At 44.8% G+C, this 17,802-nt stretch carries 14 protein-coding genes and 1 pseudogene; 2 read left to right on the top strand and 13 right to left on the bottom strand.

Translation table 11 applies throughout. The features are described 5' to 3' along the window. Window positions 1-30 precede the first annotated feature (30 nt). Entirely contained in the window at window positions 31-1,710 is a 1,680-nt protein-coding gene (locus PWYN_RS02395; protein ID WP_036647940.1) for a DUF6138 family protein, read from the top strand. A 75-nt stretch (window positions 1,711-1,785) separates the two neighbouring features. Here PWYN_RS02395 and PWYN_RS02400 read toward each other — a convergent pair whose 3' ends face one another. The 7 genes from PWYN_RS02400 to PWYN_RS02430 form a co-directional block, all read right to left on the bottom strand. Then, window positions 1,786-2,751 (bottom strand): glycoside hydrolase family 43 protein, encoded by a 966-nt coding sequence (locus PWYN_RS02400; RefSeq protein WP_036647942.1) that lies wholly within the window; start codon window positions 2,749-2,751, stop codon window positions 1,786-1,788. Window positions 2,752-2,900: 149 nt separating this feature from the next. Continuing rightward, on the bottom strand, window positions 2,901-3,755 hold the full coding sequence (locus PWYN_RS02405) for a carbohydrate ABC transporter permease (protein WP_036647944.1): 855 nt from the start codon (window positions 3,753-3,755) through the stop codon (window positions 2,901-2,903). Continuing rightward, on the bottom strand, window positions 3,742-4,731 hold the full coding sequence (locus PWYN_RS02410) for a carbohydrate ABC transporter permease (RefSeq protein WP_036647946.1): 990 nt from the start codon (window positions 4,729-4,731) through the stop codon (window positions 3,742-3,744). The genes PWYN_RS02405 and PWYN_RS02410 overlap by 14 nt, the downstream gene beginning before the upstream one ends. A gap of 62 nt (window positions 4,732-4,793) precedes the next feature. Further along, window positions 4,794-6,200 carry an ABC transporter substrate-binding protein gene (locus PWYN_RS02415; protein WP_036647948.1) on the bottom strand — a complete coding sequence of 469 codons (1,407 nt, stop codon included), beginning with the start codon at window positions 6,198-6,200 and terminating at the stop codon, window positions 4,794-4,796. A gap of 194 nt (window positions 6,201-6,394) precedes the next feature. Then, window positions 6,395-7,660, bottom strand: coding sequence for an extracellular solute-binding protein (locus PWYN_RS02420; protein WP_420805712.1), 1,266 nt, complete (start codon window positions 7,658-7,660; stop codon window positions 6,395-6,397). 56 nt (window positions 7,661-7,716) lie between these two features. Next, window positions 7,717-8,517, bottom strand: coding sequence for a response regulator transcription factor (locus tag PWYN_RS02425; protein WP_036647951.1), 801 nt, complete (start codon window positions 8,515-8,517; stop codon window positions 7,717-7,719). After that, window positions 8,514-10,274: a sensor histidine kinase gene (locus PWYN_RS02430; RefSeq protein WP_036648284.1), complete on the bottom strand. Its 1,761-nt coding sequence runs from the start codon at window positions 10,272-10,274 to the stop codon at window positions 8,514-8,516. The genes PWYN_RS02425 and PWYN_RS02430 overlap by 4 nt, the downstream gene beginning before the upstream one ends. Before the next feature lie 515 nt (window positions 10,275-10,789). On the opposite strand from PWYN_RS02430, the pseudogene PWYN_RS30545 reads away from it, so the two are divergent. After that, window positions 10,790-11,116 (top strand): annotated as a pseudogene (locus tag PWYN_RS30545) (sensor domain-containing protein); the annotation flags it as partial. 202 nt (window positions 11,117-11,318) lie between these two features. Here PWYN_RS30545 and PWYN_RS02440 read toward each other — a convergent pair. The 6 genes from PWYN_RS02440 to PWYN_RS02465 all read right to left on the bottom strand — a co-directional run bounded on the left by PWYN_RS02440 (window position 11,319) and on the right by PWYN_RS02465 (window position 17,547). Next, window positions 11,319-11,561 (bottom strand): hypothetical protein, encoded by a 243-nt coding sequence (locus PWYN_RS02440; protein ID WP_036647953.1) that lies wholly within the window; start codon window positions 11,559-11,561, stop codon window positions 11,319-11,321. A 1,285-nt stretch (window positions 11,562-12,846) separates the two neighbouring features. After that, window positions 12,847-13,614: an ABC transporter permease gene (locus PWYN_RS02445; protein WP_036647955.1), complete on the bottom strand. Its 768-nt coding sequence runs from the start codon at window positions 13,612-13,614 to the stop codon at window positions 12,847-12,849. Continuing rightward, on the bottom strand, window positions 13,615-14,376 hold the full coding sequence (locus PWYN_RS02450; protein WP_036647957.1) for an ABC transporter ATP-binding protein: 762 nt from the start codon (window positions 14,374-14,376) through the stop codon (window positions 13,615-13,617). A 12-nt stretch (window positions 14,377-14,388) separates the two neighbouring features. Further along, window positions 14,389-15,255, bottom strand: a complete 867-nt coding sequence (locus PWYN_RS02455) for a pentapeptide repeat-containing protein (RefSeq protein ID WP_036647959.1) — start codon at window positions 15,253-15,255, stop codon at window positions 14,389-14,391. 14 nt (window positions 15,256-15,269) lie between these two features. Next, complete coding sequence (locus PWYN_RS02460; RefSeq protein ID WP_036647961.1) at window positions 15,270-15,599, bottom strand: PadR family transcriptional regulator; 330 nt, start codon at window positions 15,597-15,599, stop codon at window positions 15,270-15,272. Between the two features lie 205 nt (window positions 15,600-15,804). Further along, on the bottom strand, window positions 15,805-17,547 hold the full coding sequence (locus PWYN_RS02465) for an ABC-F family ATP-binding cassette domain-containing protein (RefSeq protein ID WP_036647962.1): 1,743 nt from the start codon (window positions 17,545-17,547) through the stop codon (window positions 15,805-15,807). Window positions 17,548-17,802 lie beyond the last annotated feature (255 nt).

Below are 17,802 nucleotides of genomic sequence, written 5' to 3' on the forward strand. Positions count from 1 at the left end.
TACTGGGATAATATACCACAGGGGGAGAACATGAATAAAGCAGCCGAAAGTATATTAAATGAGATCTGGACACAATTGCTAATGATTTATAAGAAAGAAAAAGAGAGAATTGACAGCTTAAAAGGGCTGAGTCCGCTGCACTCAGGAATTATGGATTACGTTAGGGTGAGCTTCATCAAAAGCACATCCTACTCGACTACAGATCAGATTGCCCTCGATATCTACATTCCCCTTTCCTTCAGTGATGACTCCTATAAAGTAGATGCCGATCCTAATATGGAGGAGTTAAGTGATGACATCCTGATCAACGAGTTTTACCCTGCGCTGCGGGCCCGTATGGATCAGATTTTCACATCCGATGAATACAGTGAGCACTTTTTTGGGTATCAGCTGCAGCTTGTACTGGAGTGTAAAAGAGAGACTTCCTCTCTGCTGCACCAGGAATATCTTCGCAATGAAGTTAAGCTGGATAAGTTGAAGCAACAGTTGAGCCGATTTATAGAAACCAAAGTGTGGAAAGATCTACCGGTACTTCCTTCAGACAAGGACGAGTTCTTTTTTTCCAGACACTTAATGAACCCAGACCTGATGGAGCAAGACCCAGCAGTTATCGAACCTCTAATTCACCGTCTTAACGAAAAACTTATCACGAACCATAAACACAGAGAAAAATGGTTGTACACTTACGTGTCTGCATTTAAAGAATGGGCCGAGGAGCAGTTCCTGGACCAATATTTTGAACGTACCGGGAATTTCGGAATTGAACGTACGCTGCTGCCTGATGATAAACGCCCGGCCCTTCAGCCGCGTGAGATGGATTTTTTCCTGTATACTGCTCTGCACATTGGACAAATAGAGCCGGTTACACGCAAACTTTATCTGGAACTCGCCGTACAGCTCGATTCAGAACAAGCGTCAGCCTATCTGACAAAGGGCAGCGGTCATTTTGAAGCGGGGCATGCAGGAAGTCTGATGTCAGGAAAGGCCAACGATATTATGCAGAGTATCGAGATTCGGATAAATTCCGAAGAAGAAGCAGCTTATCGAGAAGCGCTAGAGTATATTTGTGATCTTCTGCGGCAGGGCTTCCCCAAGGCGTATCAGTTAAAGCTGAAGAGCACGGAGAAACATTGGCTTCCGGTTAAAACCCTGGCCAAATCCAATCTGCATCAGTTTTTTGCAAACTCGCTTCAGTATGAAGCTCTCTTCCCATTGCTTGCGGAATATGCCGAGCTTGCGATGAAGGAATTTGCCTGGTACGGAGATGTAGAAAGCGGTATAAAGTCCGTGATGCCCGGAACGTATGCCGTTTTTGGACTTGGATTGGTTAGTGATACCTACTTCCCGCTCGTTCGCCGTTATATGGAGTTAGTCGATAGTGAACATCAGTCCGCGCAGGACGGTTATGCAGAGGCTTTTGTAGAGAGTCATGGATTGAATGCCGGGGGCATGCATACCTTCGTCTCCATTCTTCTTGGCGGCAACGATTTGGCTAAACCGGTAAAGGGCATTGCGATAAATACAGCGGAGCTGGCGGATGCCCTTATTCTAGCGCTTGAAGACAAAGCAGATCACCAGCGGGATTTCATCAACTATCGGATTTTCGGCAGTGAGAAGAAACTTATAGCAGTACTGAAGCAGGCAGAATCCCCTCTAAAAGAGCGCCTGGAAGTGCTGATGAAGAAATCAGGAACGCAAATCACGCGTTAGTTTATAACAACAGGTGGGGAAACGGAAATAAGGATGTCTCGAAGCATTAGCTTCAAGACATCCTGGACGGTCGATTTAGAGGGATACCGTCCGGATCTTTCCATCTTCTTCATAATGGAGCTCCGTAAACTTGACACAGCGTTTGTGGTCAACGCCTCCCGACAAGGACGCGTCATGGTAGAACAGATACCACTTATCGTTAAATTCCACGATGGAATGGTGGGTCGTCCAGCCAACAACCGGATTCAGAATGGTTCCTTGAAAGACAAAGGGTCCGCTTGGATTGTCGCTCACCGCGTAGACGATTTTATGAGTCGTGCCTGTGGAGTACGACAAATAATATTTCCCCATATACTTGTGCATCCATGGGCCTTCGAAATATCTTCTGTCTTCATCACCCGCAAGGAGTGGGTTCCCTTCTTCATCTACAATGGCGATTTCCTGCGGGGCTGATTTGAAAGACAACATGTCTTCGCTCAGTTCCGCCACCCGAGGGCCGTAAGCTGGTTCCTCAGGGTTTTTCTCCGCCGCATCCGGTTGGAACGAGCCGGTGTGCCATTTTTCTAATTGTCCGCCCCATAAGCCTCCGAAATACATATAGGCTCTTTCATCCTCATCCACAAATACGGCGGGATCAATGCTGTAGCTGCCTTCGATATAGCTCTCTTGAGCCTGAAAAGGGCCGGCTGGAGAAGCTGCTGTAGCCACTCCGATACGGAAGATCCCATCCTTGTCCCGAGCCGGGAAAAACAAGTAATATGTCCCCCTCCGGTACGCAGCGTCGGGCGCCCACATTTGCTTCGAAGCCCAAGGCACATCCCGGATATGAAGCGCTACCCCGTGATCCACACAAGGGGACGCTGGATTGTCCAAAGATAACACATGATAATCTTCCATTGCATATTGGTCACCATTATCGTTCGTGGGTCCATCATGGTCGACATCATGAGATGGGTAAATATACAGCTTGCCCTCAAATACATGAGCGGAGGGATCGGCTGTATAAAGATGGGTAACTATCGGCTCATTATGCACTGACATAATAGGATTCTCCTCCTCATTAGTATTACGCCTGTTGGTTAGCCAAAGAAAGGTAGCCTACACAACCATAATTTAGCTAATCAACAGGACTGTATCATAATTGATGTTTCACCACAGTGCTGTCTTTCTTCAAAGACAGCTTGACGGGGTTATTCTTTGACGCCTCCAAGTGCTACGCCTGCGATAATATATCGGGATAACAGGAAGTAAACCACAAACAGCGGTAAAGCCGTCAAGGCCAACCCCATATAGATCGAGCCGAACTCCGTCTTGTAAATATCCCCTCGAAGCAAGCTTACCATGATCGGCATCGTATATTTTTCCTTCTGTGTCAACAGAATCAGCGGCATGAACAGGTTGTTCCAGTTTCCTACAAAGGCAAAGATAGCCTGTGTCGCCACTGCCGGCATCATTAGCGGCAGGATAATCCGGTTAAAGGTGAAGAATTCACCAGAACCGTCTACGCGCGAGGCCTCTACGATCTCTATCGATAAAGTTGCGAGCAGATATTGTCGCATGAAGAACACCACGGCCGGTGCAGCAATTGCTGGTAGAATCAGCGGCCAAAAGCTATTGGTCCAATGCAGCTTATACATGAACTGATAGAAACCGATGGCACTTGCCTGGGAAGGAACCATCATCACGCACAAAATAAAGGTAAAGAATGGCTTTTGCAGCTTCCAGCTATAAGTCACGAGTCCATAGGCCGCCAAGGAAGAGAAATAAACCGTACATATAGTAGCTGAACTGGAGATAATCAACGAGTTCATGAACCCTTGAAGGGGATCAAAGCTCTTATCGAGCAGTACACGCAGGTTGCTCATCATATGGGTCGAAGGAAACAGTGATAGACCGCTTTGAATTTCCGGTGTAGAGCGCGTAGCGTTTATAAACATAATCCAAAACGGAAGGATGCTGAGCAACGCCAAAGAGATGCAGACGATATAGATAATCGTTTTACTTATCTTTCGATTAACACTTCCACTTTCCTTAATTTTTTCCATAGGTTGCACCTCCCTGCGCGTTTGCTGCTTGGGCAGCTTTTCTATTCATCTTATCCGCTTTTTTCAATCTTGCAGCATCGCGGTCGCGCATCACGTAGAACAGCAATCCAGACAATACCGCCGTGATCAAGAACATGATCATACTTGCGGCTGCAGCACGATTATACATATAGCTGCCCTTGAACGCTTGCCCGTAGATAAACATGGACGTGGTTAGAGTGGAGTCATCCGGTCCGCCTGCCAGGAACAGCTGCGGAATATCAAACATGGTTAAACCTCCGACCATCGATGTAATCAGCGTGAACAGTAATATGGTACGAAGACTCGGCAGTGTGATGCGGAAGAACGTTTGAAAACCGTTGGCACCATCAATCGCCGCAGATTCGAAAAGAGCTGGATTTATGCCCATAACGCCTGCGATAAGGATGATCATAGTGTTTCCATACCACATCCAGAACTGGATGAACGCCACTATGCCTCGAGCTGTCGTCTTGTCCTGTAGAAAGAAAATCGGTCCATCGGTCCATCCCAACATTTGAAACAAACTGTTTATGGGACCCATCGGATAGGCAAACAACGTGCTGAAAAGCACGGCGATCGTACTTGCAGTGATAATATTAGGCATATAGAGAAGAACCTTGAAAACTCCCTGTCCCTTTATGTTGAGACGCCTGTTCGTGAACCATGCGGTCAGCAAGAGCGCAAGAAGGATCTGAGGAACAAAGTTGACAATCCAGAGCCACCCTGTGTTGATCAAAGACTTCCTGAACGATACGTTCTCAAAGAGAAGTTGTTTGAAGTTTGCAAACGGGTCATCCAGAATATGAATCGGTTTTGGTATTAACCCCTGCATATCGGTGAACCCGATAACTGCGGTGTATAGAATGGGGTACAACGAAAAAATTAGAAATGCAAGTACAAACGGAAAGGTAAAAATATAGCCGTATTTCGAATAGTTCACACCTTTGCGGCGCATGCTCTCACCTCATTAATTGATAGGAAGAGGCGGGATAACTCACCCGCCCCTTCGATTCCTTCTTATTCGCTTTCGATATTCAGCTGATCTTTGACTTGTTGTTTGAAGGTTTCGATTGCTTTGTCGCGGTCTTTGTTGCCCGCAGTGTATTCGCGTACTTGGTCACGCCAGATCTTGTTGATCGTTTCGTCAAACTGGGTCAAGTTCTTGCCTGAAGCGTTAGCGTTGGCTGGAACGAATACGTCGAACATGTTCTGTCCGCCAAGCAATGGAACTTCTCCGTTAGACTTCGCCATTACAACAGCAGATGCCACGCTGTCCTTCGTACCTTGCTCGCCTGCCTTCATTGTACCGTTAGCCCAGAAAGATTGAAGACCTGTTTCAGAGGTATCTAGCGTAACCCACTTGATAAAGTCAGCAACGGCTTGTTTCTTAGCATCGTCTTTAGTAACGTCTTGGTGGGCGAGCAACCAGGTGCCTCCCCAGAAGAAGCCTGTCGGTGGCTCGGTAACAGCCCAGTCGCCATTAGTGTCTTTAACTTGACCGTTCATCACGTAGTTGATGAGCCAAGCAGGACCGAAGAATCCGAATACTGGTTGAGCACCGGTGCCAGACATATCTGCGTACCATGCTTCCGTCCAGTCCGTAGTATCGTTATGAAAGCCGTTGTCTTTCAGCTTTTTGGAGAGATCAAGGAATTCTTCACGCTTTGGATCGATATGAAGCTTACCATCGACAATCCAACCCTTGTCCGAACTGTTTTCGATTGGGTGCCAAATATCACCGTCACCGGAAACAATGCCGTACCCTTTAGCCTTCAGCTTTGCAGCTGCACCGAAGAATTTTTCCCAGCCTGGTCCAACTTCACCCTTGATGGTAGCCGGATCATCTGTTCCGAATACTTCTTTGGCAATAGAGCGGCGATAGATAAAGGATCCGCCTGTCGCTTGGTAGCCAAGGCCTTTCAGTTGACCCTCTTTGCTGCCGATATCTACCGAATATTGGGCAATACCAGCGTCCTTAACCAATTGGTCGTCAAGGCCCAGATCAGCATAGTTGGCAGCATAGGTGGATGCATCGCCTTGTGTATACTTCAGCACGAACGCTGATTCAGCTGCATAAATGTCGGGAGCATCTTTACCGCCAGCGGCAAGAGCTTGGTCAAGAGCTGGCTGATAAGCGCCATCGGTGGTTGCGATAACTGTGGTTTTGAATTCTACATTCACATCAGGATGTGTTTCCACATACTTTTTGGTCATGTTCGGAATTTCGTCCGTGAAACTCCAAAGATTGATAGTCACTTTCTCAGTGCTCTTAGCTGGAGCCTCGGTAGCGTTTGCTGCTGGGGCTGTAGTTGGGCTTGATGCGTTTGAGTTAGAGTTTGAATTGTTTCCCCCACACGCTACTAGAGCAGATGACATCACGAGCAATGTAGAAATCCCTACTAAAACACGTTTCATACTTTTCATACTTTGCCTCCCCTTTTTATTGGTACCACGGTTTTATGTAACCGCATACATAATTATAGAGGTTATCCCCCTCCGGCATAAGGAACCCATTATTGGGGAAACTTCCACTATTTTTGGATATGACTCGTATTTGGCATAAAAAAGACACCAAGGATATATACCTTGGCGTCTCTGTTATGCTCGTCGTTCCCTATCTACTTATCCGCTTTAAGCGCCTCATCCTGTTTCTTGATGAAGTCTTCAGGAGTTACTGCTTCGGCGAACAGCGCCTGAACCAAATTAATATGCATACTGGAAGCGACCGGTTTCATCTGAGTATCCAGATAAAGGGTTACTTTATTGGCCTTATTCAATTCGTCTAATAGATCAATGAACATTTGCGGGAGCTTGATGGCCGCGGTATCTACTTTGGTGGCGGGGATTACACCCGCATCGACAACAGAATGCTCTCCCCACTTCTGAACGAAGAAGCTGACGAATCTTTTGGCCTCCCGGACATGCTCGGAATTCTGGGAAACGAACAATCCAGTTCCCGGGCCGCCAACCCAATCATCCACATTACCTTTGCCGCCTGCAACTTTAGGGAATTTAAAATAACCGATATTGTCTTTAAATTCCTGGGATATGTCCGCCGTGGTCGTGTAGTCGGGCAGTTCCCAAGTACCCATGGCGAACATGGCCGATTTCCCGTTCATGAACTGGACTTTGGCCTCGTCGTGGGACAACCCGTTATAGCCTTTAATGAACGTGTTCAAGTTCACCAGCTCTTGCACTTGTCTTGCGGCCTCAAGCAATGAAGGGTCCGTGAAATCCTGGTTCGCAACGGCTTTATCCAACACTTCCGACCCTCCGATGCGATCTGCTAGGTACATGTACCAGAAGGAAGCCGGCCAACCGTCCTTGCCGCCAAGGGTAACGGGAGTAATACCGTTATCGTTCAGCGTTCGGATGATCGTTTTGAGATCGTCCAAGGTTTGTGGAGGCTTCAGGTTGAATTCTGTAAATATCTCTTTGTTATAATAGACCGGAACAATGTTCAGTTCGACTGGAAGAGCATATGTCTTACTATCAAAAGAGTACGGTTCCGTCGTACCGGCTACGAATTTCCCATTCAGCTCCCCCTGTAAAAGATCGTCTAAGACCGAAAACTTGTTTCCTTTGACATAGGGATCCATGAAACCGGCTGCCCAGGTAAATCCGATGTCCGGCAGATCATTGGATGCGGCAAGAATGGTCAGCTTGCTCTTGTACTGCTCGTTCTCGAGGACTTCCGTCGCGATTTTGATATTCGGATTGGCTTTCTCAAACTCACGAATGATTTCTTTTACCATTTTGTTTTGTGCGGAGTTGTTGCCATCCGGCCATAGATGCATCATTTTCAAGGTGATTTTCTCGCCGCCGCCCTTAACGATGTCCCCTTCTTTCCCGCTACAAGCAGTTGTAACCAGTAGCAGAGCCAGGAGTAGAGCACGACATAATCCGATTCTCTTCGTGGGTATCCCCCCTTGCCTACTTTTTATTGGATATGAGCTTCCGTTCCGTCCCTCATCGATCGATAACGCCCCGGACTCATTCCTTCGTATTCCTTGAACAGCTTGTTAAAATATTTAACGGCCTGATAACCGGTACGGCTGGCAATTTCCGCTATGGGCAGATTTGTTTTCAGCAGTAATTCCTTCGCTTTCTGCAATTTTCTGCGGGCCACGTATTCGCTGAAAGTAATCTGGCATTGCTCTTTGAAAAGCGCGCTAAAATAGCTACCGTTCAGATGAACATGCGCGGCGACTTCCTGCAGGCTTACCGCTTCCTCTATATGCGTCTCCACATAGTGCATTGCCTGGCGCACCGGATCACTTAGTGCGGCTTCTTCATCCCGTATTGCCATCAACTGCGGATCGGTCATCTTCCGCATGAAGACGATATGCTCTCGCTCTTCCCCCGCCTTTAGGGCACTCTCCACAGATGCGATCAGCTTTTCCCGGCTGGCCGGCTTTAACAAATAGTCCATTACGGACAAATGAATCGCTTGCTGGGCATATTCGAACTGGGCATGTCCGGAGATGAGAATAACAGATGGCTGGCGCTGGATCTTTTTCTCCCTCAATTGGCTAACAAGTGCAAGGCCGCTGATTTCCGGCATGCGGATGTCCGTTATTATGAGTTCCACAGGAATTTCCTCAAGAATTTGCATAGCGGCCATTGCATTGCTTGCCGTGAGGATCTCATATTGACCGGCTGCCCATACCCCAAGTATTTTCTTCATTCCTTCTCTCGATCTCGGTTCATCGTCGACGATAAGAATCGTTCGACTCCTCATGGCGTTCTGCCTCCTTGGACAGGAATTTGAATATTAATTCGAGTGCCTTCACCTTTCCGGCTATCAATTACCATTACTGCACTCTGCTCGTCCTTTCCCGTGAAAAACAGTTGAAGTCTCCTCTGCACATTTGCAATTCCGACACCGGAATCTTTAGAAGAAGTCACCTTCCCGCTCTCGAGCTCTTCCAGAAGAGAACTCAGCTTGTCTTCGTCCATTCCTACACCGTCGTCTTCTACCGTAATGGCGATTCGTTCTCCGTCGCGAGCGACCTTCAGCCTTACCCGGCCAGGTTCAATCTTACTCTCGACACCATGTAATATGGCATTTTCCACCAGCGGCTGCAACAACAGTCTGGGCAGGTCGACATCCCCCAATTCGGGAGGAGACTCAATTTCCCAATCCAGGCGCTCTTCAAATCTCATTTTCATGATTAGTAAATATCGCCTCACATGCTCCAATTCATCGCTCAGCTTCACCCATCCACTTTTGTTCGGCCCGGTGATGGTATACCGGAACAAATCAGACATGGCGACTACATACCCGGCCAGCTCGTCTTCATCCTTATCCAACAGTGACCAGTACAGAACATCCAGAGTATTGAACAAAAAATGCGGATTGATTTGCGCTTGAAGTGCCTTTAACTCGGTGTGGCTCCGGGATAGCTCTTTCTCATAAACCAACTGGATCAGCTCGTTAATGTTATCAACCATTTTATTATATGAATAATTCAGCTCCTGAATTTCCATGGTGGACGACACGTTTTCGATGGACTTCAGAATACCGAGACTGGTACCTCTCATGGCTTTGATCAGCTTAAAAACAGGTCGAGTAATGAGGGTAGATAGGAAAAAAGAGAGCAAGGTGAATAAAATGGTGCCCATGATGGCCGATACGACGATAGTCATCCGCAATACCGATATGCCTTCGGTGATGACGTTAACCGGTGTTAAAATGAGAAGCGTCCATCCCGTTACGGAAGATCGCTGCTTGACGACCACAAAGGACTTCTTGCCGATGGAAGCGACCTGATCGCCTCCTCCCTTCGCTAGCATGGACGCCGTCTCTTGCGAAATGGTTTCATCATTAGAGGTGATGAGCTGGCCGTCGGAAGCGAGGAGCAACACCGTCTCCCGTTCCTCTTCTTCAGACAAGGAACCGTTCAGTGCAAACTTGCTGCGGTCTGAGCGGATGAGCAAATACCCGCCTGTCATGAAATGCCTATCGATGAGGCTGATCTGCCGAATCGCCACAAGTGATGTGGAATCAAGCGGGTCGATGCCGAACCAGACGAGGCTTCCTTCCTTCTTGGTCGCCATTGTAATCCAATCCTCAGGTACCTTATCTCTCAGGCTGCTCTCGTCAAGAGGGTACAGCCTCGCTCCGTCTTTGTTGTAAAGCCCAACCGATTTGATGCCTTCCGTGTACATTTGAACCAGATTGATAATGGGTGGCAGCGCCTGCCGCTCTGCAAAGGTAGCGGGCTTTCCCTCTATATCCCGTAAAAGCAGTTGCTGGATATACTCGTTGGTCGCTACCAGCGTCGTGAGAGAATTGATCTGTTCGAGAATGCCCTCCAGGCGGCCGTTGGCCTGAATCGCGGTTTGTTGAATATGCTTTTCCGCGTTATTCTTGAGCAGCGTCGAGACCGAATGAAAGGTAATCCCCCCAACGAACGTCAGAATGATGAGCATGACAGCGAGAAAACCAACCAGCATTTGATTCCGCAGCGTATTAAACTTTAACCTCGATAACATCCCCCGCACTCATTCTCCCCTCCCTTCGTCGTCGGATCATAAGAACGATCACCCGCGTCGAGATAAGTAAGGGCTTTCAACCCTTTTTGTCATTATATTAGCATGTTTACTAATTATTCGCTAAGGAAGAATTGTTGAAAATTGTTGAAAGCTGCCTTACCCGCACACAAAAAGTGAAATGCTGTTACTCGGATCCGACAAGCGCAGCGATAGCATCAACCCCCAAGTAAGCCAGATTAAAAAATACCCCAGGAGTTAATTCAACGTTTGTCTTTGGCATCCCTGAGGGTTGGAATACCTTTTTCTGCATATATTGAGAATAAGCCAGTCATGTCATCTGACATTTTTGCACTATCTTAAATGACAAGAGAACCCGTAAGATATGGATATATTACATAGAAGGGATGATGAAATTCATGAATAAAACGATCCGATGTTTCATCCAAAATGACGTATTGCGAACCACACTAACCTTCGTATAATACGAACGCGTACAAACGAAGATCTACACAGATATCACCACTCAGCCTTACGAACGAAGAATACGATTAGAGGAATCTTTATGGATGCAAGCTAAAGCGGAATTTTTGGATAGACGCAATTGGATCGCAATCGGCTGGTTGATGTTGAAGTTTTTAATAGGACTACTATGTCTCCTGAGTGTTGTCGTGCTTTTCGTGACGCCTCTTCTGTTTATTCTTACTCCACTATTCTTTCATTTTTTTGACATCTACTTGGTTGGAATACAGATAGATACATTCACGAAGTCACTTGTTATTATGGCTATGGGGGTTATTTTTGCTTTTATAAGTTCCAGGCTATTGAATGTCTTGGTTCGACTGATAGGAAGTTACACGCTTCAAATGACAAAAATGTTAAACCGGATTCAAACCACATTTCAGGATACGGGGAAGGCCCATGAGGTTATGCGGAGCGGAGCAGAAGGTTATGCCTCATCAGCCTATTTGAAATTGGGAGTTCGTAACCGGGAAGAAGCAGTACTGAAGGCATTGGAAGTCGAAATCCTCAAATAAATCACCGCGATTATTGATTGAAATTATAGATTTTATGAAGAGCTAAGTTAACTAAGTCGTTATATTCATTCTTTACACTAATTAGATTGTTAATTGCACTATTATATTCAATTTTAAATGAGTCCAGTTGGGTTTGATTCCTATCATTAGTATACTCTTTTAAATATTCTAGAGCCTTCAAATACTGATCAGACAATTGGCTTATTTGATATATTGCCGTTGGTTTATCCGGAAAACCTGTTTTTAAGCTCAAATTGTCACCCCTACTGGAATCTTTTATACTTATTAACTTCTAATGCTTCGATGGCTACAATAGCCTGGGGGTCCTTCTCTAAGATTTGAATTAAAATAAATGATATATATAGATTGTACTTGGGCTTTACTATTAGGGAGTGTGGTAGTAACTACGGTAATGTGTACTTCGAACTCCCAACCACAAGCAGCCAAACGGAAATTATAAGGTGTTCATGTAGGACAACGCGGAAAGAACGACTCAACAGATTTGATTGTTCTCGAGTAACGGATAATTACAAGTTTGTTTTAGATCCAATTTGCTACCAGGAGTCTGAATCCGTGGCAAATAAAGTTTAGAGGGAAAATTTCCCTGTAAATCACATATAAAACCTTGTAATCAGCATTTAGAGGGATTTATTCCCTCTAAATGCAAGAGGATTACCCACATGGAGGCTTTTTGAGGCTAAAACCTAAACTTAGAGGGAATTATTACCACTAAATAACTCAATAGGGGGTTCAAACCCTAAATTAGTAGGAAAAATTCCTTCTAATATATGTTGAACAAACTTGGAACTATAGGCGCGATACAACTGCCCGAAAGCATAAGCTGTCTCCGGATTTCAACCGCTTAAAACCGGGTTAAATCTAAGAAAATTTTACGACAACAGCGGCCGGAAGTCCAAATCTTTACTGTAGTGACGCCTGAGCCTTAAGTTAATATCTTAAGTTCATCTGATATAGAACTATTTATTTTCTCGAAACTTTGAATTCTGGCACGATTAAAAGATTGAGGAGTTTCTATACTCTTATGTACGGGTTTCGATTGTCAATAATCTCAAAACTATTTCCTTTTTTCACTGCATAAAATCCATTTTGTTTTAACATATAAATGGGTACCAATGTAGGTTATCAACTATGATAGCCGTAACCCTATCGGTTGGTTTAAGTTCTTTTCTTTGCCATTTGATATTGATAACGAGAAAACCTTTAAATGCAAATCGAAATAACTCTTCTCATAACACATTCCTCTCTTGTAATTCTCCCATCCAAATTAATGAAATGTTATTTATGACGAAATTTATTCAATCTAGCTTCGGCAATGAGCATGGAAGTGGAAAGACTGTCGCTGCGGCTTCCCTCGTCCTCTTCTGAAATACAAGCGAGAAGGAGACTGCAAAAAAAGAGTCGTAAAACAAAATAAAAAGCACCACTTGGGTGCTTTAAGCCGAACTAATATTTCGGCACTTGGGAAATGCACTGCAAATAGAATTCATGTTGTTTAATACAGAAAATCTGTCTTTTTTTCACATCCGCTTTTTATACACCCGCATTGCAAAGAAATAGGCTACGAACAAAATCCCGACGCACCACGCAAGAGCGACCCATATATCATTGCCCACCGGTTGACCTGACAGTAGCGCACGTATGGCTTCTACGATCGAGGTCACCGGCTGGTTTTCGGCAAAAGCACGAACGACCGACGGCATCGACTCGGTTGGCACAAACGCGGAGCTGATAAACGGTAGGAAGATAAGTGGATAGGAGAAGGCGCTTGCACCTTCCACCGAATTTGCAGACAGTCCGGCAATTGCTGCGACCCAAGTTAACGCCAGTGTAAACAGTATGAGTATGCCGGCCACTGCAAGCCATGGCAGGAGCCCAGCCGATGACCGAAAGCCCATAATGAGCGCTACGAGAATGATTACGACAACAGAAATGACGTTGGATACCACCGAGGTCAGCACGTGCCCCCACAGCACGGAAGAACGCGCAATCGGCATGGAGTGGAACCGCTCAATTATACCCCGCTGCTTATCTAAAAACAGGCGGTACGCCGTATAGGATATACCGCTTGCAATCGCAATAAGTAGGATGCCGGGCAACAGGTAATTCACATAGTTATCCGTTCCGGTTTGAATGGCACCGCCTAACACATAGACGAACAGCAGCATCATCGCAATCGGAGTGATGCAGACCGTGATGATGGTGTCCATACTGCGGGTAATATGGCGCATGGAACGTCCAAGCATAACGCCCATATCGCTGAAAAAGTGCTTCTTAGCCGCCTCCATTTACTTTCCCTCCTTTTTGCCGATGATTTCGAGGAATATATCCTCCAATGTAGGCTGTTTTTCAACATACTCCACCTTTGCGGGCGGGAACAGGTTCTTTAGCTCCGAGAGCGTGCCGTTGGCAATGATCCTGCCCTCATGCAGAATGGCAATTCGGTCGGCAAGCTGCTCTGCCTCCTCCAAATACTGCGTGGTCAGGAATACCGTCGTGCCGCCATTCGCCAGCTCCTTGACAATCTTCCAAGCCTCAATGCGTGCCTCGGGGTCAAGCCCTGTAGTTGGCTCATCGAGGAAAATGACCTGCGGTTTTCCTATGAGGCTCATGGCGATATCAAGCCTGCGGCGCATACCACCCGAATAAGTAGACACCCTGCGATCGGCTGCGTTTATCAGGCCGAAGCGTTGAAGTAAACCGTCTGCTACCTGACGCGGATTGCCCAGGTATCGCAGCTTGGCAATCATAATAAGGTTTTCCCGGCCAGTCAAAATTTCGTCCACGGCGGCAAATTGCCCGGTCAGACTAATCGCCTGCCGCACATTCTCGGGATTTGACGCAACATCGAATCCATTTACGATGGCGGTTCCGCTGTCCTGTTTGAGCAGCGTGGTGAGAATTTTGACAACGGTGGTCTTGCCCGCCCCGTTGGAGCCGAGCAGCGCGAAAATACTGCCCTCTACCACCTCGAAATCTACGCCCTTTAGGACTTGTAGCTTCTTGTAGGACTTTTGTAGGCCAATGACTTGAATCGACTTGTTTTGCATATTTCCCCCTCCTTATATAACAGTAACTTTTGACAAATCGGCATCCATGCCTTTAAGAGCGGCATAGGTCAGCTTATCCATCATCGCGCCGTCAAAGCAGATGGTCTTGATAGCACGATAAAATTTCTTGGACAAAGTAAAGCCCGAAAGGAACGATACATTTTTGAGTATCGCACCTTTAAACGAAACTCCGTTCAGCCCCGACTTGTCAAACTTAACGCTGATAAACGTCTGACCGTCAAAACATTGCCCGCTCAGATCGGAATATTTGAAGTCCACGCCGTCAAAGATGCATTTATCGAAGATTGTTTTTCTGAGGTCGGTCGTGGTCAACTTGACGTCGGTCAGTTTTACGCCTATGAATTTTGCTCCGTCTAGCCCCGACGAGCTGTAATTGGTGCGCACAAGGATTGATTTATTGAAGCTCGCATCCGAAAGATCAAGCGCGGTGAAGCTGCAGTCCGTCAGGTTAGCGCCATCAAAATTGGCTTCGCGTATGTCGCTGCCCTTAAACGAACTGCCGGTCAAATCAGCGCCTGAAAAGTTAGAACCGTGCAGCGCGCTGCCCTTAAACTGTCCATTATGAGCCGTAACGCCTGCAAAGTCGCTTTGCGCCAGGTTGCTTGCGTTAAAGTTTATCAGCACTTGCCTCTCCAACGAGCGGGAAAGATTGGCGACCTCCAGTATCGTTTCCTCGATGTCGCCGATGCTCTCAATGGTCATTTTAAAAGCTGTTTCATCATCTTTACCTTCGGCTATGAGTTCACGGTACCTCTCCTGTAAATCAGAGTGCAGGTCGGTCTTTAATTCGGTGACACTTTTCACTCCTTCGTATGACGTAAATACACCGTTCACATAATTCGTCAATTTCTGATTCATATCATCACATCTCCTTATAATAAGTTTTCTAGTACGCGCTTTGAGTACTCCCAATTGCTTTTGTTGCGATCGTAAGCCGCCTTACCCTTTTCGGTAATTCTAAAATATTTGCGGCGTCCGCCCTGAGATTCATCGCCCCAATACCACTCGATATCGCCGTCGTTCTCAAGCCGCCGGACGCTGGAGTACATCGTGGCTTCCTTTAATTCATATTCGCCGCCCGAGCGCTCGGCAATCAGCTTGACAATCTCGTACCCGTAGCGGTCCGCTTCGGATAAGAGCCGTAAAATCATCGTATCGGTATGTCCGCGCAGCAGGTCGGATGTAATTTTGTTCTCGCTCATATAATCACCTCCGCATTTGTATAATACGACATAGTACTATGACTGTCAAGGTAGTGTTTTAAGTTAGGTACTTTGTTTGAAAAATAAACTTCCATCTTCCCCCACCAAAAAAAAGTGGTCCCGAATGATTCTAGATCATCGGGACCACTTTTTTTGGTGTTTAGTTATTACTAATCGAGCTTCAAGAACCAACTAGGGTTATGATTTAAAGCAACTTAATCAGTTCTTCTAGCTCATCAACCAAACCTTTTGCAAGTTCAAAATCAGTATCTTTTAAAGCCAATTCTATTTTCGTTTCAACTGATTTTTTCTTTTGTTCCATTTCTAAATAATCTCTATCAAAATGACTAGCATAGACCATCTTTTTAAATTTTTGTATTTTCATCTTTCTAATCGTCTTATCGTCAATAATTAAAACATAATCCATACCATTTACCACAGAATAGAAATCATGAGAAATCATGAGAATCGCACCTTTATAGTCTTCAATGGCTTTCTCCAGTGCTAATTGTGAGTAAGTGTCTAAATGACTTGTCGGTTCATCGAGAAGTAATACGTTTGCTTTACTGGCACAAACTTTAGCCAATTGAAGCATATTTTTTTCTCCGCCCGATAAAGATTCTATCTTTTGATTAACGATTTCTCCTTCAAAGCCATAGTCTGAAATATAGGATCTAACCTCTTCATAAGTTTTAAACCCGGCATCGATGAATTCTTCGAGTATTGTATTAGAATCGTTTAGCATTTCGCCTTGAAGCTGAGATAAATAAGCCACTTTAGCATCAGCATTTATTTCAATGGAATCATTATTATTTTTAAAGATTTCCCGGAGTAAAGTTGTTTTTCCGGTACCGTTCGGACCGATAAGGGCTACTTTATCCGTAGATTTGATCTCAAAGTTAACATTTTCTAAAATCAACTCATCAAAGGAAACACTATAATTATTGACACTTAAAACAATGGTGTCTTCTTCAATTTCATTATCGATCCCGAAACTGATATTCGGTTGCTTAATATCAACAAATGGCGCTTTAATTCTACGCGCTTCCAATCTTTCTTGAAATTTAACTCGAGCTTTTAGCGCTCTCCCTCTAGATGCTTCTGAATTATACGTTGCGATTGCTCTAAGATTAATAATTACGTTCTCGTTTCTCTCAATTTCTTCCTCTTCAGCGATTGTGAGTTCTTGTAACTCAATTTTAGTTTGAAGTAATGAGAAGTTATATTCAATATATCGCCCATCAAACTCTTGGATCTCCATGTTTTCAAGATGCAAAATTTTGTTGAAACAATGATTCAATAGATATCGATTGTGCGTAACAACAAGCAGTATTCCTTTGTGGGAATTAATAAGATTTTTAAGCGCATTTAGATTTTCAAAATCTAAAAAGACATCTGGTTCATCCATAATCATTAATTCTGGATACTCAAGCATTTCCTTCATCACTTGAATAAGTTTGAATTCCCCGCCACTAAGATCGGATACCTTAATATCTTTACGCTTCATGAGGTTTGCCAGATTTAGTTTTTTATTAATGTTGCTTTCAAAATCTTCCCCACCGATTGCATCAAATGCGTCTAAAGCTACTTGATACTTTTCCAGTAACGATTCAATATCCGATGATGTTTCCATTTCAGTGCAAATCATTTGTATTTCATTTTGTATCTTAATAAATTTTTCTCCTATATATTCAAAAACAGTTGTTTCTTTAGTTTTGTCTGGTTGTGAGAACTGACTTACATACCCCATTTTGCAAGTAGGGTCTATCTCTAACTTGCCATCAAACAAATATCTTTCTGGATCCATCAGTATATCGATCAGTGTACTTTTCCCACTGCCACTTGTTCCTATAAAGGCGCAATGTTGCCCCTCTTCAAGCGTAAATGAAATGTTATTATATAGTTCTTTTTGCGGAAATGAGAAGGATAAGTTTTCAACTTTTATCATAGTATTACCTTTCTTTATAACTAAATTTGTGACTATTACTTAGCTGTATTGAAGCGCATTGATTTTGAGTTTACCGTTGACAGAATAACACTTATTACAACCAACTACAATCATTTCACATTAAAGTTGTTCGTGAAACCGAACAATACAACTTAGAACAATATGATCACGCCTGTTGATTAGCCAGATACTGGATCAGAATATCAGTAATCCATTACACCTTATCATAGTTAGTCTTAACATAGGCGAGTTACT

The sequence above is a fragment of the Paenibacillus wynnii genome (assembly GCF_000757885.1).
In the GTDB taxonomy this organism is placed as follows: domain Bacteria; phylum Bacillota; class Bacilli; order Paenibacillales; family Paenibacillaceae; genus Paenibacillus_AQ; species Paenibacillus_AQ wynnii.

Excerpts from the sequence above, each read along its gene's own strand:
- PWYN_RS02395 (WP_036647940.1), top strand. The coding sequence starts at position 31 with ATGAATAAAGCAGCCGAAAGTATATTAAATGAGATCTGGACACAATTG.
- PWYN_RS02400 (WP_036647942.1), bottom strand. The coding sequence starts at position 2,751 with ATGTCAGTGCATAATGAGCCGATAGTTACCCATCTTTATACAGCCGAT.
- PWYN_RS02405 (WP_036647944.1), bottom strand. The coding sequence starts at position 3,755 with ATGGAAAAAATTAAGGAAAGTGGAAGTGTTAATCGAAAGATAAGTAAA.
- PWYN_RS02410 (WP_036647946.1), bottom strand. The coding sequence starts at position 4,731 with ATGCGCCGCAAAGGTGTGAACTATTCGAAATACGGCTATATTTTTACC.
- PWYN_RS02415 (WP_036647948.1), bottom strand. The coding sequence starts at position 6,200 with ATGAAAAGTATGAAACGTGTTTTAGTAGGGATTTCTACATTGCTCGTG.
- PWYN_RS02425 (WP_036647951.1), bottom strand. The coding sequence starts at position 8,517 with ATGAGGAGTCGAACGATTCTTATCGTCGACGATGAACCGAGATCGAGA.
- PWYN_RS02430 (WP_036648284.1), bottom strand. The coding sequence starts at position 10,274 with ATGTTATCGAGGTTAAAGTTTAATACGCTGCGGAATCAAATGCTGGTT.
- PWYN_RS02445 (WP_036647955.1), bottom strand. The coding sequence starts at position 13,614 with ATGGAGGCGGCTAAGAAGCACTTTTTCAGCGATATGGGCGTTATGCTT.
- PWYN_RS02450 (WP_036647957.1), bottom strand. The coding sequence starts at position 14,376 with ATGCAAAACAAGTCGATTCAAGTCATTGGCCTACAAAAGTCCTACAAG.
- PWYN_RS02455 (WP_036647959.1), bottom strand. The coding sequence starts at position 15,255 with ATGAATCAGAAATTGACGAATTATGTGAACGGTGTATTTACGTCATAC.
- PWYN_RS02460 (WP_036647961.1), bottom strand. The coding sequence starts at position 15,599 with ATGAGCGAGAACAAAATTACATCCGACCTGCTGCGCGGACATACCGAT.
- PWYN_RS02465 (WP_036647962.1), bottom strand. The coding sequence starts at position 17,547 with ATGATAAAAGTTGAAAACTTATCCTTCTCATTTCCGCAAAAAGAACTA.